The sequence below is a fragment of the Pseudomonas sp. C2.3V genome (genome assembly GCF_058536325.1).
In genome coordinates this window covers 40,875-63,575 of sequence record NZ_JBZUBN010000001.1, presented here as the reverse complement: position 1 = coordinate 63,575, position 22,701 = coordinate 40,875, and the positions used below count along the sequence as shown (strand labels likewise).

The following is a 22,701-nucleotide window of genomic DNA, read 5'->3' as shown; positions in this document are numbered from 1 at the left end:
TGCTCCATTGAGTAGCGCTACACAGTAGCCTTTGTCAGGGCAATTGCAGGGCATTGCGGATGGTAAAGAAAAGATCCGTCTGATCAGTCAGACCGGACACGTTGGCGGCGCCAGGACCGTAAGCAGCAATCCGTAGCTGCGCGCCGGTATGGCCTTGGTCGCTTTCTTCAGAGTTGCCGTAGCTGACCGTCATGACTGCACCGTCACGCGTGTTCAGGGCTTGGGTCAGGCCGGGCGCTTTCACATCGGGATAGACGATCTGGCTGGAGTGGGCATGATCCGCCGTCACAATAACCAGCGTATTACCGTCAGCCTTGGCAAAAGCCAGCGCCTTTTGCACCGCCTCGTCGAGGTCTACGGTCTCACCGATCTGGCCGCAGGGATTAGCCGCATGATCAGCTTTGTCGATGGAGGCCCCTTCTACCTGCAGGAAAAAGCCCTTGTCGTTCTGATTAAGTAGCTCAATGGCCTTTTGTGTCATGTCTGCCAACGTTGGCATGCTGGCCGTCCGCTCGGAGTTAACGCGACACGTAACGGCTGGCTGATCAATGTTCCCATGGTAACTGGCTTTTGGTCCCATCCAGCGTACCGGCATGTTGCCAGAGGAAAAGAGCCCGAGCAGCGGCTGTTGCTGGTTGGCCTGAGAAATTGATTTAAGCGAATCAAGGTCATTCACTACGCGATAACCGCGTACTTGGGCCTGCTGCAAGAGCGTCTGGCCCCGCCACTGTCCGGCACGGGCCGTTTCGGCGAAGCTCGCTGCGCCGCCGCCGAGCGTAACATCAGGGCGTGTGTTCAAAAGCTGTTCGGTAATCGAACCCTCACCGCCATTTTCCAGTGCATTGGTAGGGCACTGCTTACTGGTGGCAACCGGACCGTAGCATTTACGCCCGGTTACATGAGCGACCAGCACAGCAGGCGTTGCGTCCTGGATTTCAGCGGTGGAGACGTTTCCAGTCGCCTTCCCGGCTGTTTTCGCCAACTCCAGTAATGTCTTTTGTGGTTGTCCTTTGATGTCGACACTGATGGCACCGTTATATGTCTTGGTGCCGGTTGCCCAGGCGCTACCAGACGCCGCTGAGTCGGTTACATAGTCAGGTTTGCCCGTCTTGCGATCCAGTGAATAGTGGGTGTACTGGCCCGTGACCGGCAGGGCGTCGATGCCTTTGAAATAGCCGCCTGCACCTTCAGCGTAATTGCGCGCGATCGTGATCTCCGAATCACCCATGCCATCGCCAATCAGCAGGATCACGTTCTTGGCAGGCCGATCTGAAAGCGTTGCTTTCAAGGCTTGTGTCAGATCACCGTCCAATCGACGGGCGCCACCATGCTGGGCGAGGTCGCCAGCCGCACCCCGAGCATAAAAGCTGGCCGGAGCGGCCTTATGGGTGTCGGTGGAAGCGGGAGGAGTGGTATGCGTGGCGCAGGCGGTGAGCAGTGCAGAGGCAACCAGAGAGGTGGACAGTGCGGCCGTTTGAGACCAACGGGCGGGCATCGTCTTCATTGAATATCCTTTTGACAGTGATCCAAGCGCTTGATTGTTTCAAGGCCTGCCAAAAGTGCCGTGCTCAGATGACCTTTTCATGACAGAAAATAGCGGCAAAAAACCTGCTACGACGTGCATTGAGCCGATTGATACCCAGGCGGGCTGCTGGGCATCAATCCAAGGCGTCCCAATCCAATCTATACGTTATGCCGGAGCGGCCTTTGGCAGCTCTACATAACCTTTCAACGCCTGCACACGACGCAGCCATTTCTGAACGGCTACAAAGGGGGCAAGGTCAATGCCGCCTTCCGGCGCCATGGCGGTGTATGGGTAGCAGGCGATATCGGCAATCGTCGGGCCGCCGGCTTCCGGCACCAGCCACTCTTCGCCGGTTAGTTGCTTCTCCAGTACCTCTAGTCCAGCCAGACCCAAGGCCTGACAATCCGTCAGGTTGCCGGTACGCGCAAAGACCGACGTGTTGTTAAGGCTGATCGACCGGGCACGACCCAGTCCATAGCGACCTTCGTTCTGTTCGAAGGCCAGCCATTGCATCACCTTGGCCATGGTCACGGGATCGGTAGGCAGCCACAAGCCACGCCCATACTGGCGAGCCAGATACACCAGGATCGATGTGGAGTCCCAGAGCGTTACGCTGTCATCCACCAGAACCGGAATCTGCCCCCGGGGGTTGATGGCCAGAAACTCCGGCTGCCGGTTCTCGCCGGCATTGAGATCGACCTTGACCCGTTGATAGTTCAACTCCAGCACAGACAGCAGCAGACGGATCTTGTAGCAATTACCGGATCGTTCCAGATCGTAGAGAATCAAGGCTGTAACCTCATACAGGAGTCAGGCCGCACGGCAGCAAAACCGTCATCTTACAATGTCCGGGACATGAACACGTTGTAAGGCCCCTCTAATAGAAAACGGCCTCTTGCCAACACCTTGCGTTTTACGCGGTTACTCATAGCATGAGGAGACGTCCAAGCGAGGTGATCTGCATGACCGCCAGTGGCATCCACCCATCTGCTGTAGAAACCTTTACCGCTCAAGAGCGCGAGCGTTTTCTCGCCAACAATCCGAACTCCGTGGCACTGGCCGAACGCGCCCGAAAGTCGCTTTACGGGGGCGTTCCCATGCACTGGATGGCCGACTGGTCGACACCGGTGCCCCTGTTCGTCGAGCAGGCCAAGGGCGCACGTTTCTACGACGTGGACGGCCATGAATACATCGACTTCTGCCTGGGCGATACCGGCACCATGTTTGGTCACTCACCGGACCCCATTGCCAAGGCATTGGCCGAACAGGCGTCCAACGGCCTTACCACCATGTTGCCGGGCGAGGATGCGGTCGTGTGCGGCGAGTTGCTGGCCGAACGCTTCGGCTTGCCGTATTGGCAGGTCACCGCCACGGCAACCGATGCTAATCGCTACGTGCTGCGCTGGGCGCGTGCCGTAACCGGACGCAAGACGCTTCTGGTATTCGATGGCTGTTACCACGGCACGGTAGACGATGTGATGGTGCGCCACCGCAACGGTCGGACGGTGCCTCGTTCCGGCCTGATTGGCCAAGCGTATGACCTGACCGAATACAGCCGCGCCATTTCCTTCAACGATGTGGCAGCCTTGGAGGCGGCCCTGGCTGAAGGGGATGTCTGCGCGCTGTTATGCGAGCCCGCCATGACCAATATTGGCATGGTCCTACCAGAGGCGGGCTTTCTACAACAGTGTCGGCAGCTGACCCGCCAGTATGGCGCGCTGCTGATCATCGACGAGACCCATACCATTTCTACTGACATTGGCGGCTGCACCCGCCTGTGGAACCTTGAGCCAGACTTTTTTGTGATGGGCAAACCCATCGCTGGCGGCGTACCCTGCGGCGTGTTTGGTTGCAGTGCGGAAATGGCCGAACGCATGCACACAGCGCGAGAACAGGCGCAGGCACATAGCCACGGACACGGCCACAGCGGCATGGGCACTACACTTTCCGCCAACGCCCTGGCCATGCACTGCATGCGCGCCAACCTGGAACAGGTGATGACACCCGCTGCCTATGCCCACATGCTGCCGCTAGCCAAGCGCCTCGCTGATGGCTTCCGCCGATTGATCGCCGGACATGGCTTGAAGTGGTCTGTGACCGAGCTGGGCGCACGGTGCGAGTTTCAGTTCTGCCCAACCCCGCCCAAGACGGGTGCCGAAGCCGAGGCAGCCTTTCATGATGAATTACAGATGGCGCTGCACCTGTATCTGATCAATCGCGGCATCCTGATCACGCCGTTTCACAACATGACGTTGTGCTGCCCCGACACCACCGAGGCAGACGTGGATCGTCTCATCGCCACGCTGGATAATGCCCTGATCGATCTGCTGGCCCTGCCCAACGCCCGCGAATAACCCTAACAACAAGAGCCCTGATCATGACCTTTGCCGATCCCCAGGAAGCCCGCGATTTTCTTGCCCAGCACCCTGACGTGCGCAGCATTGAGCTGATATTGATCGACGCCAACGGTGTCCCACGCGGCAAGCTCCTGCATCGCGACGAACTGCTGGCCATTTATGAAAATGGTCGCCCGCTGCCCAGCTCTATCCTGGCGCTGACCATCCAGGGGGAGGACGTTGACGAGACCGGGCTCGTCTGGGACGTGGCGGATGCCGACTGTTGGACATATCCACTGCCCGGCAGCCTGACGCTGCAACCCTGGCGCACCGTGCCCACCGGGCAGGTGCAGGTCAGCATGCACCCGGAGAAGGGCCTGCCTGCCGCTCCGGCAGACCCTCGGCATGTGCTGGTGCGCGCCGTGGATCGACTCAAGGCGGACGGTTATTACCCGGTCATGGCGGTGGAGCTTGAGTTCTATCTGTTGGACAAGCAGCGCGACGCCCAGGGCCGCCCACAGCCTGCCGTGCAAATGAACGGCATCCGCCCACAGGCTCCGCAGGTATACGGAGTGTATGAGCTGGAGCAGCTGCAGCCATTCCTGGATGACCTGTACGCCGCCTGCCAGGTACAAGGGCTGCCGGTACGCACAGCCATTTCCGAATACGCTCCATCCCAGATCGAACTGACCCTGGAGCACCGCTTCGATGCGCTGCAGGCGGTGGATGAGAGCGTACGTTACAAGCGGCTGGTCCGTGGCGTAGCCAACCGGCACGGCTTGCAGGCCTGCTTTATGGCCAAACCCTTTGGTGATCTGGCGGGCAGCGGCCTGCATTTGCACGTGAGCCTGGCCGATGCCAACGGTAACAACCTTATGGCCAGCGAAGACCCACACGGTACGCCGTTACTGCGCCACAGTATTGGCGGCATGATGGCGACGCTGAACGACGCCTTGGCGATCTTCTGCCCCAACGCCAACTCGTTCCGTCGTTTCCAGGCCAACAGCTACGCCCCGCAGGCCAAGAGCTGGGGTGTAAACAACCGCACCGTCTCTTTCCGTGTTCCTGGCGGCCCGGCGCACAGCCGCCACATCGAGCACCGCATCTGCGGCGCCGACGCCAACCCGTACCTCGCCGCCGCCGCGCTTCTTTCCGGTATTCATAAAGGGATTCGTGAAGAAATCGATCCCGGCGAGCCCGTCACCGGCAATGGCTACCAACAAGCCCGCGAAACCCTGCCCACCGATTGGCTCACGGCGCTACGCAGTCTGGAAGCATCAGCTTGGGCACAGGAGGCTTTGGGCGATGAGTTTTTAAAGGTCTATCTCGCTATCAAATGGGCCGAGTACCGTCAGTTCATGGGGGAGGTAGGGGAGCAGGATTGGCGGTGGTATTTGACGCATGTGTGATGACGCGGTGAAACAGTGAATAAAGTCATCAGGCTAAAGAGAAGCACACCCTATTTGGAAGGGAGCAGCAGAAATGTGGTGTGGACGCGGCTGCACTGTGTCTAGTTTGAAAGGCTGGATGAGGTAAATTTCTTGAATCTGAGCTGAGCTAAGATATACGTCATCCCCCCAATGCTCGTTAAAACTAAGAGGACCAAGCCCAACAGGTTGAGGTAGACCGTAAATAGCTAAGCCGTAGTCTGAAGCGAAAGGCCATAAATCGATTAATTGTACATAACGGAGTAAGCAGCATGGAATGAAGATACTGATATCACAGGACAATAAACATTGTTATGCTTAGTTGGCGACACGAACAAATTTTTTCAACTCCAATATAAAATTAATAATTTTAAAATCCAAAACCACTTTTTATATCCACCAATATTTTATCTTTAACTACAAATTACTCATTTCCTTTTTAATATTATTAAGCTCATGTATGTGTTCTTTTTTCTTTGCAACACAGCTTTCAAAAAGATCCGCTTTTTCTCTATTTCCAGAAATTTTCTCCAGCACCTTGTCCATCCTATCTATTTCTGAAGAATGATACTGCTGCTTTGCCTGTAAAATATGAATCTGATTCTTGATTTGCTGCTGCCTAAGTTGCTGTAGCATGGTGGTAGAAATTTCTAAGTTTCTATCATTTAACTCTTTTTGATATATAATTTGTTTTAAAAGTGCTTCTGCTTGTTCATTTTGTGCTCTAGTGGAAGCTTTTAACTCCTTACCTTGTAAAAGAACGGCTATAAGCGCAAGAAATATTGCTACTGCTGAAAACAGGCCATTTAAAATACCTAAAGAATCACCATATTCAGCTGTATTTTTAGGAAGCTTTAAACTTGCCAAGGATAAATCTATATATCCAAGCAAAATCCCACTGAGGCCGCACCACATACCAATTAGTATTAACGCGATAAAGAATAACCAAAACCTCATGCGGAATTCCTAGACTATTAGTTAAGGAGTTTTATATACATCATTTCTTGAATGCATGCTCCCGCCCAAAAAGACAGCTAGTAAACTCTAAATAACGAGTTCATAAATTACTGGTTAAGTATTACCCCCGCCCCACATACGGCATCTTCGTTGCCATCACCGTCATAAACTGCACATTCGCCTCCAGAGGCAAACCGGCCATATAACGCACCGCGTCCGCCACGTGCTGCACATCCATTCGTGGCTCGATTGCTTTTTCGCCGTTGGCTTGCAGGATGCCTGTGCTCATGCGCTCGGTCATTTCGGTAGCGGCATTGCCGATGTCGATCTGGCTGCACGCGATGTCATAAGCGCGGCCGTCGAGGGAGAGGGATTTGGTCAGGCCGGTAATGGCATGTTTGGTCGCGGTATAGGCTACGCTGAAAGGCCGTGGGGCGTGGGCGGAGATGGAGCCATTATTGATGATCCGACCGCCGCGGGGTGTCTGGTGGCGCATGAGGCGGAAGGCGGCGCGGCTGCATAGAAAGACGCCGGTCAGGTTGGTGTCGACCGTAGCACGCCAGGCACTGACGTCCAGCTCATCAATAGGTACGGCCTGGGCACCGATACCCGCATTGTTGAATAGGACGTCGAGCCGGCCATAAGTTGCCTTAATGCGCTCGAACAGGGCGTCTACGCTTTGCTCGTCCGTCACATCGCACACAACGGCCAGGGCCTCCTGACCTGCAGCCTTGCCTTCTTCCATAAACGCCTGCAACGGCGCTTCGCGACGGGCAGCGATGACGACGCGATACCCATCATTCAATAGCGCCTGGGCAACGGCCTTGCCAATCCCCTGAGAGGCCCCGGTGACAAGCGCGACTTTACCGGCTGCGTTCATGCGTGAATCCTTCTTTTTATTAGGTAAGACCTGAGCCTAAACCAGCCCGCGCGGTTAGGGTAGGCTCTGTTATCCACAGCCTTGATGAGAAGACTTTATGCCTTATGCCAATCTCCTGTTCGATCTGGACGGCACACTGACCGATCCCAAGCTCGGCATCACACTGTCCATCCAATATGCACTGGCTCAGATGGGTATCAATGAGCCCGATCCAGACACGCTTACTCATTTTATCGGCCCACCGCTGCACAGCGCCTTTATGGCGTCTTATGGATTCGACGATGCCCAGGCCTGGCAGGCCGTGGAGCACTATCGGGTGCGCTTTAAAGAGAAGGGCCTGTATGAAAACACGCCGTACCCAGGCATCCGCGAGACGTTGGCAGTGCTCAAAGAGAAGGGGTACAGCCTGTATGTGGTGACGTCCAAGCCTTGGGTGTTTGCCAATGAGATTGCGCGCCACTTTGAGCTGACGGGGTATTTCAAGGCCATTTATGGCAGCGAGCTGGATGGCACGCGTACGGATAAGGGCGAGCTGATCAAACATGTGCTGGAGACGGAAAAGCTGCAGCCCGAGACCTGCCTGATGATTGGGGACCGCAAACACGACCTCATAGGTGCTCGACGCAACGGTGTAGATGCAGCCGGTGTGAGCTACGGTTATGGAGGCCGTGCAGAGCTGAAAGCGGAAGGGCCGCGGTTTGTGTTTGAGACACTGGAGGCGTTGAAAGAAGCGCTGGTGTGATGAGCAGGATGGGTTGAGCTGCGCGATACCCATCATCAAAACACTCATGCCCACTGAATGCAGAGAAAAGCAGCAAAATCGCTTCGCTCAATATGCTCCTTAACCGCCGATATTCCCTCCACTGTAGGCCGCGAAATCATGTGTAGCGCTCTCTAAAGCTCGCTACATGACCCAGTGAAGTTACTCATAACCGCCCCACTTCGTTAGCAATAGGTATGACTATTTATTTGGCGATTTCGCATAGCCTTTTAACTCATACGATGTCTGACGTATGACGTTTCATAAGCTCATGGAATACAGGAAATAAGGGGGGTGTAGCCGATAAGGACATTTTTTGCCCGCTGCACACGGTGCGATAAAGGCTATCGCCGTGTTGTGACAGCCTGGTGAATATGGCTATCGATAGGGGCTGGTTCAGCCTGTAGCTGTAGGGAAAACGGGTTAGTGATACATCCCGTTTTCCCTACGCAATCATGTTCTACAACTTTGCCTTGACCGCGTCCAGACCGTCGTTGCCGTCCTTGGTTTTCACACCCTGCAGCCAGGGCTCAATGGCCTGTGGATTAGCCTTGAGCCAGTTCTGTACAGAGTCGGCATAACTGATCTTTTTCTCCACCACGTCGTTCATGATGGCGTTTTCCATATCCAGCGTGAACGCAAGGTTGGAGAGTAGCTTGCCTGCGTTCGGGCACTGCTCGGCATACCCTTTACGTGTCAACGTATGAACTGTGCCCGCCTCGCCAAAGTATTTCTCACCGCCGGTGAGGTACTTCATCTCGTAATTGATGTTCATGGGGTGGGGCGTCCAGCCCAGGAAGACCACCCACTGGTTGCGCTTCACAGAGCGGCCTACCTGCGCCAGCATAGCCTGCTCACTCGATTCCACCAGTTGCCAGCCGCCCAGATCGAACTCGTTACCGTCGATCATCTTCTGGATCGACTGGTTACCCGGGGCACCCGAGCCGATGCCGTAGACCTTCTTGTTGAACTTGCCAGCATGCTTGGCCAGATCGCTGAAGTCTTTCACACCGGCGTCCCAGACATACTTGGGTACGGCCAGGGTGAATTCGGTCCCGTTCAGGTTTTCCCTGAGATCGGTCACCTGGCCGCTTTTAACGAATTGGTCGTAGTACCCTTGCTGCGCAGGCATCCAGTTGCCCAGGAAGGCGTCGATCTTGCCATCCTTCAAGCCGCCAAACACGATAGGGACGGAAAGCGTGTCGACCGTGCTCTGGTAGCCCAGCGATTCGAGCAGAAAGCCGGCAACGGCGTTGGTAGTGGATATATCGCTCCAACCCGGATCAGCCATACGAACAGTGCCGCAAGCGGCATCTTCAGCGTGAACCTGCGTACCAAACAGGGCGGCGCCAACCATCAAGAGCGTGGGTATTGGTTTCATGCGTGCGTCCTTCAGCGTGTGTTATCGGGTCTACAGTGGCCCGTCAGCATCCTTCGAGCAAGGGTTGATTACAGCGGCTGTGGATAACGGGCACGGCGCTCCAGATCATCCAGGTCGATGTGGTTGCGCATGTATTGCTGGCTCGCATCCACGAACGGCTGGTGATCCCATGCTGTACGTACGCCTTTATTCAGCGCCTCGGCGACAAAGCGGCGACGCCGCTGGCTGGCCAGCACATCGGCATGGATATGGGGTATGGACCATCGGGTATGGGCCTCGTGTACAAAGGCATCCAATACGCTCTGGTATTCACTGCTGGTTGCAAGGTTCTCCAGCTCCTGGGGATCATTGGCAAGATCAAACAGAAGCAGCGGGTCCTGCTCGGAGTAGATGAACTTGTAGCGGCCACGCCGGATCATCATCAGCGGGCTGTGTGTGCCTTCGGCCATGTACTCACCGATGACTTCATCGTGGCCTTCCCGATTCTCCAGGTGCGGCAGCAGTGATCGACCATCCAGGGGCAGGCCGTCCTGCACATAGCCTCCGGCCAGTTCCACGAGGGTCGGCAAGAGGTCCATGGTGGAAACCGACGCACTGACGTGCCGCGCCGCAAACTGTTTGGGGGCGTGGATGAGCAGGGGTACGCGGGCAGACATCTCGAACCAGTGCATCTTATACCAGAGGCCGCGCTCACCCAGCATGTCGCCATGATCGCCCGAGAAGACAATAATCGTATCCTCTGCAAGTCCGCACTCTTCCAGAGTCCTGAGCAGCTTGCCGATATTGGCATCCACATAACTGCATGCCCCGTAGTAGGCGCGGCGCGCATCCCGAATCTTTTGCTCCGGCAACGGCTTGTCCCACAGGTCAATGACCTTGAGCAGGCGCTGGCTGTGAGGGTCCTGTTCATCCTGGGACAGCGTCACCCGTGGCAGCTCGATGTCCGTTTCCTCATACAGATCCCAGAATTCCTTGGTAATCGTGTAGGGGTCATGCGGGTGGGTCATGGAGACAGTCAGGCAGAAGGGCTGGTCATCCCCCCGGCGGACATGGTCATAGAGGTATTGCCTGGCCTTGAAGACCACTTCCTCATCGAAGTCCAGCTGATTGGTGCGGATGGAAGGCCCGGCCTGCAGCACGGATGACATGTTGTGATACCAGCTTGCACGCACATCCGGCTCGTCCCAGTTCACCGCCCAGCCATAATCGGCAGGGTAAATGTCGCTGGTCAGACGCTCCTCGAAGCCGTGGAGCTGGTCCGGTCCGCAGAAATGCATCTTGCCGGAGAGGGCAGTGCGATAGCCCAGGCGGCGCAGGTAATGGGCATAAGTCGGAACGTCCGCAGGAAAGTCAGCGGCGTTGTCGTAGGCCCCAATTCTTGAAGGCAATTGCCCACTCATCAGGACAAAGCGAGAGGGCGCACACAATGGGCTGTTGCAGTATGCCGAATCGAACACCACGGCCTGCTGTGCCAGACGCTCAAGATTGGGAACCTTGATGGGCGAGTCGGCACGGTGGAGCGGCAGCAGCGGCGCAGCCATCTGGTCCGCCATGATGAAAAGGATATTGGGTTGCTTCATTGCGGCGCGTCCTATGCTGGAAAGTTATGCGATAGTGCGTGAGCCCATGATCAATCCTGCAAGGTTGATGGGTAAACCACATGAGAATGCATGTGTTGGATAAGGAGAACTTATGGCATTGATGGATGAGCCACTATCGCTAGACTGCCTGCGTATCTTCGAAGCGGCTGCCCGGCACCTGAGCTTTACCGCAGCGGCAGCCGAATTGGGCATGACGCAGCCGGCCATCAGCCAGCAGATCAAACGGCTGGAAGGGCAGCTGTCGGTACGCCTGTTCGACCGTGTGTATCGGGGCATTACCCTAACGGCCGCTGGGGCGTTGCTTCTGGAACACGTTCAGGCGGGGCTGGACAGCATCGACACGGGCATTGCAGCCATCACGCGACGAGCGCCCCATGAAGTCTTGAACGTAGCGACCGATTTCGCCTTCGCCGCCTATTGGCTGATGCCTCGCCTGCCCCGCTTTCATGCACTGCACCCGGAGCTGGACGTCAGCCTTGTCACCAGCGATCGCATGCCTGGGCCAAATCTGCAAAATATCGATATTGCCCTGACCTTTGGCGATGGTCGCTTCAAGCATGGTGAGTCGCTGGCCTTGTTTCGAGAAGAGGTTTTCCCGGTCTGTAGTCCGCGCCTGGTTCAGGGTATGACATTGCCGCTCCCCAAGCAGACGCTGGCCAGCCTGCCCATGCTGCATTTGAAGCCGGAGCTGTCGAGCAAATGGTTCGACTGGAAAGGGCTCTTCCAGGCGTTGGATATTCAAGCACCGCCTATTCCGGCGGTGTTGAGCTTTGATAACTACACCCTCGTCATTCAAGCCGCTATCGCCGGCCAGGGCGTTGCGATTGGCTGGCGGCATCTGGTGGACAATCTGGTCGAGCAAGGGTTGCTATGCCGCCCGATTGCCGAATGCGCCACGTCCGCCTATGGCTATCATGCACTGATTCCCGAGCGGAAGCGGCGGGGCAGGTTGGTCGAGCAGTTCGTCGGATGGCTGCATAATGAGATCAACGGCGAAACCCTTGTGCTAGACCGCTTTCGCCTTAGTGTATGAAAAACACTGTATTGCGATATGTAAAAAGCCTATCAAGCTAATAGCGCCTGGACCGATAGGACAAGCAAAGGCTTTTTGCCTACTTGTTCTTGAGGATGAACTCATGGCGTTACGCACTCTGAAAATCGCTCCCCGCCTGGCCGCAGGCTTTGGTCTGATGGCGCTTATCGTTCTAGGGCTCGGCCTGTTTTCAATGAGCCAAATGAGCAACATGCGCGAGCAGTCACGCGAGGTAGATGCACACTGGCTGCCAGCTATTGCCGCCTTGGGTGACATGAACATGCACATGATGCGTGTACGTGTCTTTAGCCTGCGCCTATTTACAGCTGACACTGATCAACGCCGCCAGGAAACTGCAAACAAATTAAGCGCCGTCAAAGCAGAGCTTAAGGATGCCGAGGCGCGCTATGAAACGATGGTTCAACTGCCAAGCGAGCAGGAACTTTATACCCAGTTCAAAAAGCTCCAGGATGCATACTTAATCCATCAAGCTGAAATGACACGCTTAGTCATGTCAGGCGATAAAGCTTCAGCGAATATAATTCTAAATGCGCAAATGGCGGGAATTGCCGATGAACTTGCTGCTAGCCTGAAAAAGCTGTCGCAGTACAGCGCAGATGAATCCGGCAAGGCCGCCGACAAGGCGGAGGCAGCTTATAACGCCGGCAAGCTGGGCGTCAGCCTTGCCATCGCCCTGGCGTTTGCAATCACCGTATTGCTGGCCTGGGTCATGAGTCGCAGCATCGTACGTCCGCTGGGCCAGGCTGTGAGCAGTGCGCGCGCCGTAGCATCCGGCAACCTGAGCGTGCCGGTTCTGGTAGACGGCAAGGATGAAGTAGGGCAGCTGCTCGAATCCCTCGCCGTCATGCAAGGTAACCTGCGCGATGCGATCGAACAGATCTCCTCGTCCTCCACACAACTGGCCTCTGCGGCAGAGGAGCTGAATCTGGTTACCGAAAGCTCATCCATGAACCTGACCCAGCAAAACCACGAGATCGAGCAGGCTGCAACTGCCGTGACCCAGATGAGCACCGCTGTCGAGGAAGTAGCCCGTAACGCCGTGTCCACCTCCGAATCGTCCAAGCGCTCGGCGCAGGCCGCTCACGAAGGCCGCACCAAGGTCGACAACACAGTTACAGCCATTGAGCACATGGCCGGCGAGGTGGACAAGACGTCCACACTGGTCAGCGGACTGGCCGAACAGGCTCACGATATTGGTAAGGTGCTGGATGTAATTCGGGCCATTGCCGAGCAGACCAATCTGCTGGCCCTGAACGCGGCCATCGAGGCAGCACGGGCCGGTGAAGCGGGGCGCGGTTTTGCCGTGGTCGCGGATGAGGTGCGTGCCCTGGCCCACCGCACCCAGGAGTCCACCCGTGAAATCGAACAGATGATCAGCGCCATCCAGGGCGGTACGCAGGAAGCCGTAACATCCATGCAGAGCAGCGCCAGCCAAGCGCAAAACACGTTGGCGATTGCCCAGTCTGCCGGTGCGGCGCTTGAAGAAATCACCCAGCTCATTGCCGAGATCAACGAGCGCAACATCGTGATTGCCAGCGCGTCGGAAGAGCAGGCGCAGGTGTCTCGTGAAGTAGACCGTAACCTCGTCAACATCCGTGACCTGGCCTCCCAGTCCGCAACCGGCGCAGCCCAATGCAATGCTGCCAGTGCGGAACTGTCTCGCCTGGCGGTGGACCTGAACGGTCTGGTGAAACGCTTCGAGATCTAACGCTGACGCCTACGAAAAAGGCAGCTCCAGGCGCTGCCTTTTTTATTGCCGCCGGGTATTGCCCTTAACGCTCGTAGAGCTCAAGGGGCAGGTCGTCCGGATCGCTGAAAAAAGTGAAGCGTTTCTGCGTCAGCTCGTCTACCCGGATAGGCTCTACGGCAACGTCATGCTGCTTGAGATGCGCAATGGCAGCGTCCAGGTCTTCCACGGCAAAGGACAGATGACGCAGCCCTTGCGCTTCCGGCCGGGAAGGGCGCGGTGGCGCGTCCGGGAAGGAGAACAGCTCGAGCTGGGCGTGATCACCAACAGCCAGATCCAGCTTCCAGGACTGGCGCGCCTCACGAAAGGTCTCGGCTATCACCCTGAGCCCCAGCACCTCGGTGTAAAAACGCTTGGACGTGGGGTAGTCGGAGCAGATCAGCGCCACATGGTGCAAACGGTCGAACATCAGGGCACCGCCACGAACTTCAGGTCGGACGGCATGGCTACGTCGACACTCTGCAGCTCTTCGCCCAGCTTGCCGGTTTGCGGATCGCGCGCGAACACCTTCAGCTGGCTACTGCCCTGGTTGGCCACCAGCATGTAGCGTCCCGTCGGATCAATGCTGAACTCGCGGGGCTCGCGACCGTTGACGGAGCGGCGGTCGACAAAGGTCAGCGTGCCTTCCACCGGATCGACGGCAAACACATCGATGTGGTTGTCATCGCCTCGGTTGGCAGCGTAGAGGAAGCGGCCATCGTTGGAGAGATGGATGGCGCCTGCACCTACCTTGCCGCTGAAACCTTCCGGCGCCAAGGTGTAGACCTGTAACTGTCGCAGTGCACCGTTTTCATGGGCGAACACCATGACCTGTCCGGTCAGCTCAAGGGTCAGGTAGGCGAAACGGCCATCACCGCTAAAGACGATATGGCGCGGGCCGCTGCCTGATGGAACGGGCGTATAGGGAGTTTCAGCCGGAGACAACGGGCGCTCCTGTCGTGCAGGGTTGTAGCGATAGGCAAAAATCTTGTCAGCGCCGAGGTCTGGCGAGAACAGATACTGGCCGTCTGGCGTAAACGTCACCCCATGTACGTGGCCGGACGTCTGCCGCTCCGGGTGATTATTACTGGCCTGGAAGAATTCGATCTGGGCAACCGGGCTCAGCACACCGTTGCTTTGCACCGGCAGCGCGGCCAGAGAGCCTTCGGGCTCGACGGAATAATTGGCGACAAACAGGAACTGTCCGTCAGGGCTGAGCGTCGAGTGGGTTGGATGATCCCCCAGGGTCTTGACCTGGCTGATTTGTTGCAGCCGGCCGCTTTCTGGTTCGAAGCGATAAGACGTGGCGCGGCCAATGTCATCGCCCTGGCTGCCACGACCATTCTCGTTGACGACAAATACGGTACGGCCGTCGCGCGCCAGCGTCAGATAGGACGGGTTGTGGGCTTTGACAACGCGCAGCGGCCCGGTGACCTGCCCGGCGCGGCTGTCGAATCGGTAGACATAAAGCCCCTGGCTACTGCCGTTGGTGTAGGTCCCTACCAGCAGGTTATACAGTCCCGGCTCAGCGCTGGCGGTGGTCGCGATGCCGGTCAGTGGCGCGAGCAGGAACAGTGGTAGCAAAGAGGGCAGCTTCATGGCGTTTACTCATTCTGATCAGTGAGGCACGGGCAAAAAAGTTAGCTAACAGACCTGAACCGGTGATATCAGTTCGCTTTGTGACACATTCTGTTGAGCTTCATCGTTTCCATGCGGTCCGACCCAAGTGTAACGGTTTGAACCTTTTTCTGTGGCGGCCCTGAGCCCGCTCATTTCTCAAACAGGAGAGTACGATGCGTTTCTATTGCCTGCCTAAAGCCGAATCCTATGCCGACCTGACCCTGCGCGAGCGTGATACACCCAAGCCGGGACGCGGCCAGGTTCTGGTCAAGATGAAGGCCGCCTCGCTGAACTACCGCGACCTCATGGTCGCAACCGGCCGTTATGCACGTGGCGGTCTGCCCAAGGATCTGGTGCCCCTGTCCGATGGTGCAGGGGAAGTAGTGGAGATCGGTGATGACGTTGACCGCGTCAAAGTAGGCGATCGCGTGGCCGGTATCTTCATGCAGACCTGGATTGGCGGCCATCTGGACCCCACCCACGGCGCCTCCGCCTTGGGTGGCGCCATCGACGGGGTGCTGTCCGAGTACGTACTGTTCGACCAGAACGGCGTGGTTACGCTACCCGAGCATCTCTCCTATGAGGCCGGTGCCACCTTGCCCTGCGCTGGCGTAACGGCCTGGCATGCGCTGTTCGGCAGTGTTCAGCCATTGGTGGCTGGTCAGACCGTGCTGCTGCTGGGTACAGGCGGTGTGTCCATCTTTGGTCTCCAGTTCGCCCGTGCAGCCGGGGCGCGTACCATCATTACCTCATCCAGCGATGAGAAGCTACAAAAGACCAAGGCCTTGGGTGCCCACGAGACCGTGAACTACAAGCAGCATCCAGAGTGGCAGGAGCAGGTGCTAGGCCTGACCGAAGGGATCGGCGTTGACCATGTGGTAGAAGTCGGCGGCGCCGGTACGCTGCCTCGCTCGCTGCGCTCGACTCGTCCGGGCGGCGCCACCCACCTGATCGGTGTGCTGACGGGTGGAGAGATCAACCCGGCAGCGCTGATCCAGCGCTCTGTCGTACTGGAGGGTATCTATGTCGGCTCACGCGAGATGTTCGATGCCATGAACCGTGCTATCGCCCTGCATCGCATCGAGCCGGTGATCGACAAAGCCTTCAGCTTCGACGAGGCCGAAGCGGCGTATCGCTACATGGACGGACAGAGCCATGTGGGCAAAGTCGTCATTCGCTTTGAAGGGTAAGACATGACAGCGGCAATCCAGGGCTACCACGCCCATGTTTATTTCGACGCCACGACACTGGAGCAGGCCAGGGCGCTGTGCGAAGAGGCCGCGCGCCGCTTTGCCGTGACGATGGGCCGGGTTCACCAGCGACCGGTCGGCCCTCACCCGGACTGGAGTTGTCAGCTGTCGTTTCGTCCAGAGGTATTTGCGGACGTGGTGCCCTGGCTGGCGCTCAACCGGAACGGGCTGGTGATCTTTCTTCATCCCGTGACCGGCCATGATCGTGCCGATCACCGCGACCATGCCCTATGGATGGGTGCGGTAAGGCCGCTTGACCTGTCCGTGCTACCCGAAGAACCCGTGCAATACGACTTTCAGTAAGCCCGTTATGACGCACTGTGCGGCACCACGGATTGCTTCAGTCTAGGTAAAGGCGCACTAACGCAGGGTTACTGCGCCACCACCCAAAGAATTGACCAATCAATCCAGCACGTTGTGCAGGACCTCATACACGATGCCGGTCGTGATAGCGATCAGCACCATGTCCGTGCCCAAGCGGCGCCACTCATAACCGTCATAGCGGGGCAGCTGCTTGGCGATGCCGGGTGGCAGCGGCTTGCCATATCCATGGGGTAGCGGCTTGCCCTTGGCGATCACCAGTCCCGGCGGAAGCGGTGAGCCGCGGCCGATCTCGCCCTTGTGGGCCCGTATGGTTTCACGTACCGGGCTGAAATCCTGCGGAGGTAACCGCTTGCCATGACCCTGGCTGGCCTGCGGACCACCATGTCCTTGATTGCCCTGGTTACCTTTCGACTGGGCAGAACCGCCTTTATGGTCCTGGCCATGCGGCATCTGCGCGCCCTGACCGTGTCCCTTGCTGCCACCCTGCGGCCCGTTCATTTGATCCGGCGGCGAAGCCAGCGCAAGTGGCGATCCCACACACAACGTAACGCATACGCTGGCGATGGCTTTTTTCATGCGATTCATGGTGGTCTCCCACATGGCGATCCAGAGGATCCTGATTCAAAACAACCCGTTACCTACGGTATGGGCTGTTTTCAGTCTATCGTCATCCGCGTCGTCAGAGCGCTATGTCAGCAAACCTTTACCTTCGCGCCACGAAAAAACTTGGGTAAGGGGGTTCCATCGCCCGGGAGGGTGCCCTTTATACTGCCGCTGCGCCGGACTCGGGACCTGCCAGAGTGCCTTTCGAGACGCCAGACAGGTCGAGTCTGCTATTTACCTCTTCAGCCGGACGATATTCACGTGAAATATCTTTCTCTCGTATTGAGTGCTGTATTGATCGGGGGCAGCCTGGGGGCTGCAAATGTCAGTGCAGCCGAGGCCAAGGCCAAGGCCACTGTGCCGATGCGGCAAGAACTGGCATCGGGCAGCGCCCTGCTGGTCGACATGCAAACGGGCCAGCCCTTGTATTCCAGCAACCCCGACGTCGTGGCTCCCATTGCGTCCGTGACCAAGCTTATGACCGCCATGGTGACTCTGGATGCCAAGCAACCCATGGATGAAATGCTGACCGTCAAGATTGACGATGTGCCGGAAATGCGTGGTGTGTATTCGCGTGTGCGTCTGGGCAGCGAGATCAGCCGTCATGACATGCTCTTACTAGCCCTGATGTCCTCGGAAAACCGTGCTGCCACCAGTCTGGCCGAGCATTACCCGGGCGGTGTAAAGGCCTTTGTGGCCGCCATGAACGCCAAGGCACGCGCCCTGGGCATGACCAATACCCACTATACCGAGCCGACAGGTCTGTCCCTGAACAACGTCTCGACCGCCCGTGACTTGGTCAAGCTGCTCCAGGCCACCCGCAATTACCCACTGATTGGTCAGCTGAGCACCACGCAAGAGAAGACTGTGGCGTTCCGCAAGCCCAACTACACCCTAGGCTTCCACAACACCAATCACCTCGTGGGCAAGAGCGACTGGAATATTCAGGTTACCAAGACCGGCTTTACCAACGCAGCCGGTCATTGCCTGGTCATGCGCACGGTCATGAACAACCGTCCCGTAGCGTTTGTGGTACTGGATGCCTTTGGTAAATACACCCACATGGCTGACGCTAACCGTCTGCGCAAATGGATAGAGACCGGCAAGGTCACTCCAATTCCAGAGGTTGCCAAGGCTTACAAGCAGCAGCGCCATATGGCCGCTCGCCAGGCGGTCGCCGCGCAGTAAGACGCGGTATGTACGGGAATAATGGGTATCGCCAAGCTCAACCCATCCTGCAAAACAAAAGCCGCTGCAAATGCAGCGGCTTTTTTGTTTGAGGCGAGTGCGTTGCGCGCAGTACCGGCAGGGTATTAACCCATAAGGTAGATTGAGCGAAGCGATATCCATCACTCAGGCCACTTATCTATCACCGCCTCGCACTGCGTACCGCTTCCGCCAGACTGCCACACAGGCTCAATACACCCTCGACGGCCTCGGTGCTGCTTTGCGCCTTGGCGATCTGGTCGACCAAGGCGGAGCCCACTACCACCCCATCCGCCAGCTGAGCAACCACTCTGGCCTGCTCGGGCGTCCGGATACCAAAGCCTACGCACAACGGAAGCTGGGTGAACTGCCGCAGCCGCTCGACCGCATGCTCGATGTGTTCGGTCGTGGCCGAACCCGCCCCTGTCACACCCGCCACCGAGACGTAATATACAAAGCCTGAGCTGCTGTTCAGCACACGCGGGAGGCGGTTATTGTCTGTGGTAGGTGTCGTCAGGCGGATAAAGTCGATGCCTATTGCCTGAGCCGGGTCACACAGCTCGGCGTCGTGCTCGGGCGGCAGATCCACCACGATCAGGCCGTCTACACCGGCATCCCTGGCTTCGGTCAGGAAGCGTTCAACGCCATAACGGTGAATTGGATTGTAGTAACCCATCAGCACCAGGGGTGTTTCGGCTTCTTCCTGGCGAAATTCACGCACCATATCCAGCGTTTTTGCCAGGGTCTGCCCATTCTTCAACGCACGCAGGGCCGCAGCCTGGATGGCTGGACCATCAGCCATGGGATCGGTGAAGGGCATGCCCAGCTCGATCACATCGGCACCCGCCTTGGGCAGGCCCTTGAGGATTGCCAGCGACGTGGCATAGTCCGGATCACCCCCGGTGGTATAGGTCACGAGCGCGGCGCGGCCCTCTTGCTTCAGCTGGGCGAAACGGGTTTCCAGACGACTCATAGCTTGTCTCCCAGATGGCTCATCACGGTTTGCATGTCCTTATCGCCGCGGCCGGAGAGGCAGACGATCATGATGTGATCCTTGGGCAGCGTAGGCGCGCGCTTGTAGGCTTCAGCCAGAGCGTGGGCGGATTCCAGCGCCGGAATGATGCCCTCCAGACGGCAGGTCTGGTGGAAAGCCGCCAGCGCCTCGTCGTCATTGATCGGCACATACTCCACGCGCTTCACATCATGCAACCAGGCGTGCTCCGGGCCGATGCCAGGATAGTCCAGGCCGGCGGAGATGGAATGCGCGTCGATGATCTGGCCGTCGTCGTCCTGTAGAAGAAACGTACGATTGCCATGCAGGACGCCAGGAACGCCACCGTTCAGGCTGGCGGCGTGCTTGTCGGTACTGACACCGTGGCCACCGGCTTCAACGCCAATGATCGCCACGTCCTTGTCGTCCACGAATTCATGGAACAGCCCCATAGCGTTTGATCCACCGCCCACACAGGCGATCAGGCTGTCGGGCAGGCGACCCTCTTTCTCAAAGATCTGCGCCTTGGCTTCACGACCGATTACGGCCTGGAAATCACGAACCATGGCCGGGTAGGGGTGTGGACCGGCAACGGTGCCAATCAAATAGAAGGTATCGGCGACATTGGTCACCCAGTCACGTAGTGCCTCGTTCATCGCATCCTTGAGTGTGCCCGTACCGGCAGTGACCGGGATCACCGTCGCCCCCAGGAGCTTCATGCGAAAGACGTTGGCCTGTTGCCGGTCGATATCGGTGGTGCCCATGTAGATCACACAGGGCAGGCCGAAGCGGGCCGCTACGGTGGCTGTGGCCACGCCGTGCATGCCGGCACCGGTCTCGGCAATGATGCGGGTCTTGCCCATACGCTTGGCCAGGAGAATCTGGCCGATGCAATTGTTGATCTTGTGCGCGCCGGTGTGGTTCAGCTCTTCGCGCTTCAGATAGATCTTGGCGCCACCAAAATGCTCGGTCAGGCGCTCGGCGAAATACAGCGGATTGGGGCGGCCAATGTAGTCGCGCTGGAAATAGGCCAGCTCATCCAGAAACGCCTGATCCTTCATCGCGGCGGTGTACTCACGCTCGAGATCCAAAATCAGCGGCATCAGGGTTTCGGCCACATAGCGGCCACCAAACTGGCCGAACATGCCCTGAGCGTCAGGGCCTTGGCTGTAGGTCATGTCTGTCATGGGAGAGCTCCCTGTGAATATGGTTTTACACTAACCGGTTGCTGGACAGGAATAAATCGATAAGATCGCCTGTATCTGTTAGAAAAACTCACAGGTCGGATAATGAACGATCTTCCTCCTTTAAATGCTTTGCGTGCCTTTGAGGCAGCGGCACGCCTGGGTAGCGTCAGCAAGGCAGGAGCGGAGCTGTTCGTTACCCATGGCGCGGTAAGCCGTCAGATTCGTGCATTAGAGGAACAGCTGGGCGTGGTGCTGTTCGTCAGGGAAGGGCGGGGCCTTGCGCTAACCGAAGCGGGTCTTCGGCTGCGGGACGCCAGTGCCGAAGCGTTCGAGCGGCTGCGCAGCGTCTGTGCCGATCTCAAACGCGGCGCCAGCGATGCCCCCTTTGTGCTGGGCTGCTCGGGCAGCCTTCTGGCTCGCTGGTTCATTCCGCGACTGGATCGACTCAACCGTGAATTGCCTGAACTACGGCTGAGCCTGTCCACCAGCGAGGGTGAGCTCGATCCCCGCCGTCCCGGCCTCAACGCCACACTCTTGTTTGCCGAGCCAACTGCACCGCCGGACATGCACGTACACGTGCTGGCCCCTGAATGTATCGGCCCGGTCGTCAGTCCCCGGTATGCCAATGCATCCCTGTTTCAGAACGCACCCCCTACGGCGCTGTTGGGCGAGCCACTATTGCATACGGCTTCCCGTCCGCAGGCCTGGCCTGCGTGGGCGCAACGCCATGGTCTGCCAGCTGACAGCCTGACGGTTGGCGCAGGCTTCGAGCACCTCTATTACCTGTTAGAAGCAGCCGTGGCCGGGTTGGGCGTCGCCATTGCGCCTAAACCCCTGGTGGCTGGAGATCTGGCGGCAGGACGGCTGATAGCACCGTGGGGATTCGTTGAGACCGAAGCGGTTTTGGCATTATGGGTGCCGGGGCGGCTGGCGGACCAGCGAGCACAGCGGCTTGCACAGTGGCTGCGAGCAGCGCTGGCAGAGGACTAGAAAGGATCATCGCCGCCCGGCAAGGCGAGCGGCGAAAAAGGCGACATTATTCGTCGCGCAGCAGCCACCAGCCTGCCAGTACAGTCAGACCGGCCACCACGCCTACAGTAGCCCAAGGGTGCTTGCGCACACTTGTACCGGCTATTTTGCTGGCTTCTAGTGCTAATACACGTGCTTCGTCATAAAAGTCTTCCAGGCTCTCACCCGAGCGGTGCAGCGCGTGGCTGGTGTTGTCCTTGAACGACTTCAACGAATGACGGGACTCCGCCGAAGCACTGCGCTTCAAGGAGGAGAGAGAATCTTTCAGTGTTTGAATCTGGTCTTCAAGATTTTCAAGGGTTGCCTGATAGGAACTGTTACGAGCCATGGCGTGAACCTCCTGTTTCATTGAGTGTTCCGGGTCTGACTTCACCCGGCAGCGAAAGTGCGACACAAACTTGATCAACACTTGTACACACTGAACTAATCCACGTTTTGATGAGACTCATTAAACAAGCGGTTTTTTCCTTGGCCAGATGATTGGCCAACTACAACCAGGAGGTTTACATGTCTGATCATCACACGTACAAGAAGCTGGAAATTGTCGGCTCCTCCACCACCAGCGTCGAAGATGCCATCAACAACGCCCTGGCGGAGACCAGCAAGTCCATCAAGAACATGGAGTGGTTTGAAGTCGCCGAGACCCGCGGTCATATTCAAGACGGCAAGGTGGCGCACTATCAGGTAACGCTGAAAATCGGTTTCCGTATCGAAAACAGCTGATCTGATAAAAAGATTTCGCAGTGAACCAATAAGCGGCGAAACGCTCTATTGCTGCGAGAACTTCCCGGAGCTGCCCGGCAGGTGATAGCGCAGCGGCCTGTGTGCCGATCCGCTATCAACC

The 22,701-nt window shown here is 57.6% G+C and carries 22 protein-coding genes and 1 pseudogene; 11 read left to right on the top strand and 12 right to left on the bottom strand.

Translation table 11 applies throughout. The features are described 5' to 3' along the window. Positions 1 to 34: 34 nt before the first annotated feature. Entirely contained in the window at positions 35 to 1,504 is a 1,470-nt protein-coding gene (gene phoA, locus AC4LF3_RS00310; RefSeq protein ID WP_491834582.1) for an alkaline phosphatase, read from the bottom strand. A gap of 186 nt (positions 1,505 to 1,690) precedes the next feature. Continuing rightward, on the bottom strand, positions 1,691 to 2,314 hold the full coding sequence (locus tag AC4LF3_RS00305) for a glutathione S-transferase family protein (RefSeq protein ID WP_125888069.1): 624 nt from the start codon (positions 2,312 to 2,314) through the stop codon (positions 1,691 to 1,693). 173 nt (positions 2,315 to 2,487) lie between these two features. On the opposite strand from AC4LF3_RS00305, the gene AC4LF3_RS00300 reads away from it, so the two are divergent. Both AC4LF3_RS00300 and AC4LF3_RS00295 read left to right on the top strand, forming a co-directional pair. Further along, entirely contained in the window at positions 2,488 to 3,879 is a 1,392-nt protein-coding gene (locus tag AC4LF3_RS00300) for an aspartate aminotransferase family protein (RefSeq protein ID WP_074821039.1), read from the top strand. A 23-nt stretch (positions 3,880 to 3,902) separates the two neighbouring features. Next, positions 3,903 to 5,270 (top strand): glutamine synthetase family protein, encoded by a 1,368-nt coding sequence (locus AC4LF3_RS00295; RefSeq protein WP_491834581.1) that lies wholly within the window; start codon positions 3,903 to 3,905, stop codon positions 5,268 to 5,270. Between the two features lie 435 nt (positions 5,271 to 5,705). Here AC4LF3_RS00295 and AC4LF3_RS00290 read toward each other — a convergent pair whose 3' ends face one another. After that, positions 5,706 to 6,245 carry a hypothetical protein gene (locus tag AC4LF3_RS00290; RefSeq protein ID WP_491834580.1) on the bottom strand — a complete coding sequence of 180 codons (540 nt, stop codon included), beginning with the start codon at positions 6,243 to 6,245 and terminating at the stop codon, positions 5,706 to 5,708. A gap of 121 nt (positions 6,246 to 6,366) precedes the next feature. Further along, a complete protein-coding gene (locus tag AC4LF3_RS00285; RefSeq protein ID WP_491834579.1) occupies positions 6,367 to 7,125 on the bottom strand; it encodes an SDR family oxidoreductase in 759 nt (252 codons plus the stop codon). A 97-nt stretch (positions 7,126 to 7,222) separates the two neighbouring features. Here AC4LF3_RS00285 and AC4LF3_RS00280 point away from each other — a divergent pair, with 97 nt between their 5' ends. Beyond that, positions 7,223 to 7,867, top strand: a complete 645-nt coding sequence (locus AC4LF3_RS00280) for an HAD family hydrolase (RefSeq protein WP_312509105.1) — start codon at positions 7,223 to 7,225, stop codon at positions 7,865 to 7,867. Positions 7,868 to 8,345: 478 nt separating this feature from the next. Here AC4LF3_RS00280 and AC4LF3_RS00275 read toward each other — a convergent pair whose 3' ends face one another. Both AC4LF3_RS00275 and betC read right to left on the bottom strand, forming a co-directional pair. Continuing rightward, positions 8,346 to 9,266 carry a choline ABC transporter substrate-binding protein gene (locus AC4LF3_RS00275; protein ID WP_491834578.1) on the bottom strand — a complete coding sequence of 307 codons (921 nt, stop codon included), beginning with the start codon at positions 9,264 to 9,266 and terminating at the stop codon, positions 8,346 to 8,348. A 68-nt stretch (positions 9,267 to 9,334) separates the two neighbouring features. Then, the gene (gene betC, locus AC4LF3_RS00270; protein WP_312509102.1) at positions 9,335 to 10,846 is read right to left on the bottom strand and encodes a choline-sulfatase; all 1,512 of its coding nucleotides are present in this window, start codon (positions 10,844 to 10,846) and stop codon (positions 9,335 to 9,337) included. 112 nt (positions 10,847 to 10,958) lie between these two features. On the opposite strand from betC, the gene AC4LF3_RS00265 reads away from it, so the two are divergent. The 3 genes and pseudogenes from AC4LF3_RS00265 (at position 10,959) to AC4LF3_RS00255 (ending at position 13,629) form a co-directional block, all read left to right on the top strand. Beyond that, positions 10,959 to 11,900, top strand: a complete 942-nt coding sequence (locus AC4LF3_RS00265; protein WP_434135271.1) for a choline sulfate utilization transcriptional regulator — start codon at positions 10,959 to 10,961, stop codon at positions 11,898 to 11,900. A gap of 103 nt (positions 11,901 to 12,003) precedes the next feature. Further along, positions 12,004 to 12,774, top strand: a pseudogene (locus AC4LF3_RS00260) (MCP four helix bundle domain-containing protein); the annotation flags it as partial. Further along, positions 12,766 to 13,629 (top strand): methyl-accepting chemotaxis protein, encoded by an 864-nt coding sequence (locus AC4LF3_RS00255; protein WP_371106376.1) that lies wholly within the window; start codon positions 12,766 to 12,768, stop codon positions 13,627 to 13,629. The pseudogene AC4LF3_RS00260 and the gene AC4LF3_RS00255, both read left to right, overlap by 9 nt. A 64-nt stretch (positions 13,630 to 13,693) precedes the next feature. Here the strand turns inward: AC4LF3_RS00255 and gloA2 are convergent, their stop codons facing one another. Both gloA2 and AC4LF3_RS00245 read right to left on the bottom strand, forming a co-directional pair. Continuing rightward, complete coding sequence (gloA2, locus tag AC4LF3_RS00250) at positions 13,694 to 14,077, bottom strand: SMU1112c/YaeR family gloxylase I-like metalloprotein (RefSeq protein ID WP_313550469.1); 384 nt, start codon at positions 14,075 to 14,077, stop codon at positions 13,694 to 13,696. Continuing rightward, positions 14,077 to 15,246 carry a lactonase family protein gene (locus tag AC4LF3_RS00245; RefSeq protein WP_491834577.1) on the bottom strand — a complete coding sequence of 390 codons (1,170 nt, stop codon included), beginning with the start codon at positions 15,244 to 15,246 and terminating at the stop codon, positions 14,077 to 14,079. Before AC4LF3_RS00245 ends, gloA2 begins: the two co-directional genes overlap by 1 nt. Positions 15,247 to 15,440: 194 nt before the next feature. On the opposite strand from AC4LF3_RS00245, the gene AC4LF3_RS00240 reads away from it, so the two are divergent. Next, on the top strand, positions 15,441 to 16,457 hold the full coding sequence (locus tag AC4LF3_RS00240; RefSeq protein ID WP_491834576.1) for a zinc-dependent alcohol dehydrogenase family protein: 1,017 nt from the start codon (positions 15,441 to 15,443) through the stop codon (positions 16,455 to 16,457). A gap of 3 nt (positions 16,458 to 16,460) precedes the next feature. After that, the gene (locus AC4LF3_RS00235; RefSeq protein WP_010796390.1) at positions 16,461 to 16,820 is read left to right on the top strand and encodes a DOPA 4,5-dioxygenase family protein; all 360 of its coding nucleotides are present in this window, start codon (positions 16,461 to 16,463) and stop codon (positions 16,818 to 16,820) included. Between the two features lie 99 nt (positions 16,821 to 16,919). Here AC4LF3_RS00235 and AC4LF3_RS00230 read toward each other — a convergent pair whose 3' ends face one another. Beyond that, complete coding sequence (locus tag AC4LF3_RS00230) at positions 16,920 to 17,426, bottom strand: anti-virulence regulator CigR family protein (RefSeq protein WP_010796389.1); 507 nt, start codon at positions 17,424 to 17,426, stop codon at positions 16,920 to 16,922. Between the two features lie 279 nt (positions 17,427 to 17,705). Between AC4LF3_RS00230 and pbpG the strand changes: the two genes are divergently transcribed. Further along, the gene (gene pbpG / locus AC4LF3_RS00225; protein ID WP_010796388.1) at positions 17,706 to 18,632 is read left to right on the top strand and encodes a D-alanyl-D-alanine endopeptidase; all 927 of its coding nucleotides are present in this window, start codon (positions 17,706 to 17,708) and stop codon (positions 18,630 to 18,632) included. Positions 18,633 to 18,813: 181 nt separating this feature from the next. Here pbpG and trpA read toward each other — a convergent pair whose 3' ends face one another. Both trpA and trpB read right to left on the bottom strand, forming a co-directional pair. After that, on the bottom strand, positions 18,814 to 19,623 hold the full coding sequence (trpA, locus tag AC4LF3_RS00220; RefSeq protein WP_491834575.1) for a tryptophan synthase subunit alpha: 810 nt from the start codon (positions 19,621 to 19,623) through the stop codon (positions 18,814 to 18,816). After that, positions 19,620 to 20,828 (bottom strand): tryptophan synthase subunit beta, encoded by a 1,209-nt coding sequence (trpB, locus tag AC4LF3_RS00215; protein WP_074821002.1) that lies wholly within the window; start codon positions 20,826 to 20,828, stop codon positions 19,620 to 19,622. Before trpB ends, trpA begins: the two co-directional genes overlap by 4 nt. Before the next feature lie 99 nt (positions 20,829 to 20,927). On the opposite strand from trpB, the gene AC4LF3_RS00210 reads away from it, so the two are divergent. Further along, entirely contained in the window at positions 20,928 to 21,818 is an 891-nt protein-coding gene (locus AC4LF3_RS00210; RefSeq protein WP_037029877.1) for a LysR family transcriptional regulator, read from the top strand. Positions 21,819 to 21,864: 46 nt separating this feature from the next. On the opposite strand, the gene AC4LF3_RS00205 is transcribed toward AC4LF3_RS00210, so the two are convergent. Then, the gene (locus tag AC4LF3_RS00205; RefSeq protein ID WP_010796384.1) at positions 21,865 to 22,185 is read right to left on the bottom strand and encodes an ElaB/YgaM/YqjD family protein; all 321 of its coding nucleotides are present in this window, start codon (positions 22,183 to 22,185) and stop codon (positions 21,865 to 21,867) included. 179 nt (positions 22,186 to 22,364) lie between these two features. Here AC4LF3_RS00205 and AC4LF3_RS00200 point away from each other — a divergent pair, with 179 nt between their 5' ends. Beyond that, entirely contained in the window at positions 22,365 to 22,580 is a 216-nt protein-coding gene (locus tag AC4LF3_RS00200; RefSeq protein WP_010796383.1) for a dodecin, read from the top strand. The last annotated feature ends 121 nt before the right edge of the window (positions 22,581 to 22,701 follow it).

Bases quoted from the DNA above. Each gene is read 5' to 3' on its own strand.
- AC4LF3_RS00235 (WP_010796390.1), top strand. From the start codon at position 16,461: ATGACAGCGGCAATCCAGGGCTACCACGCCCATGTTTATTTCGACGCC.
- AC4LF3_RS00230 (WP_010796389.1), bottom strand. From the start codon at position 17,426: ATGAATCGCATGAAAAAAGCCATCGCCAGCGTATGCGTTACGTTGTGT.
- AC4LF3_RS00295 (WP_491834581.1), top strand. From the start codon at position 3,903: ATGACCTTTGCCGATCCCCAGGAAGCCCGCGATTTTCTTGCCCAGCAC.
- AC4LF3_RS00255 (WP_371106376.1), top strand. From the start codon at position 12,766: ATGCAAGGTAACCTGCGCGATGCGATCGAACAGATCTCCTCGTCCTCC.
- phoA (WP_491834582.1), bottom strand. From the start codon at position 1,504: ATGAAGACGATGCCCGCCCGTTGGTCTCAAACGGCCGCACTGTCCACC.
- AC4LF3_RS00275 (WP_491834578.1), bottom strand. From the start codon at position 9,266: ATGAAACCAATACCCACGCTCTTGATGGTTGGCGCCGCCCTGTTTGGT.
- gloA2 (WP_313550469.1), bottom strand. From the start codon at position 14,077: ATGTTCGACCGTTTGCACCATGTGGCGCTGATCTGCTCCGACTACCCC.
- trpB (WP_074821002.1), bottom strand. From the start codon at position 20,828: ATGACAGACATGACCTACAGCCAAGGCCCTGACGCTCAGGGCATGTTC.
- AC4LF3_RS00280 (WP_312509105.1), top strand. From the start codon at position 7,223: ATGCCTTATGCCAATCTCCTGTTCGATCTGGACGGCACACTGACCGAT.
- betC (WP_312509102.1), bottom strand. From the start codon at position 10,846: ATGAAGCAACCCAATATCCTTTTCATCATGGCGGACCAGATGGCTGCG.
- AC4LF3_RS00285 (WP_491834579.1), bottom strand. From the start codon at position 7,125: ATGAACGCAGCCGGTAAAGTCGCGCTTGTCACCGGGGCCTCTCAGGGG.
- trpA (WP_491834575.1), bottom strand. From the start codon at position 19,623: ATGAGTCGTCTGGAAACCCGTTTCGCCCAGCTGAAGCAAGAGGGCCGC.
- AC4LF3_RS00245 (WP_491834577.1), bottom strand. From the start codon at position 15,246: ATGAAGCTGCCCTCTTTGCTACCACTGTTCCTGCTCGCGCCACTGACC.
- AC4LF3_RS00240 (WP_491834576.1), top strand. From the start codon at position 15,441: ATGCGTTTCTATTGCCTGCCTAAAGCCGAATCCTATGCCGACCTGACC.
- AC4LF3_RS00300 (WP_074821039.1), top strand. From the start codon at position 2,488: ATGACCGCCAGTGGCATCCACCCATCTGCTGTAGAAACCTTTACCGCT.
- AC4LF3_RS00290 (WP_491834580.1), bottom strand. From the start codon at position 6,245: ATGAGGTTTTGGTTATTCTTTATCGCGTTAATACTAATTGGTATGTGG.
- AC4LF3_RS00205 (WP_010796384.1), bottom strand. From the start codon at position 22,185: ATGGCTCGTAACAGTTCCTATCAGGCAACCCTTGAAAATCTTGAAGAC.
- AC4LF3_RS00265 (WP_434135271.1), top strand. From the start codon at position 10,959: ATGGCATTGATGGATGAGCCACTATCGCTAGACTGCCTGCGTATCTTC.
- AC4LF3_RS00200 (WP_010796383.1), top strand. From the start codon at position 22,365: ATGTCTGATCATCACACGTACAAGAAGCTGGAAATTGTCGGCTCCTCC.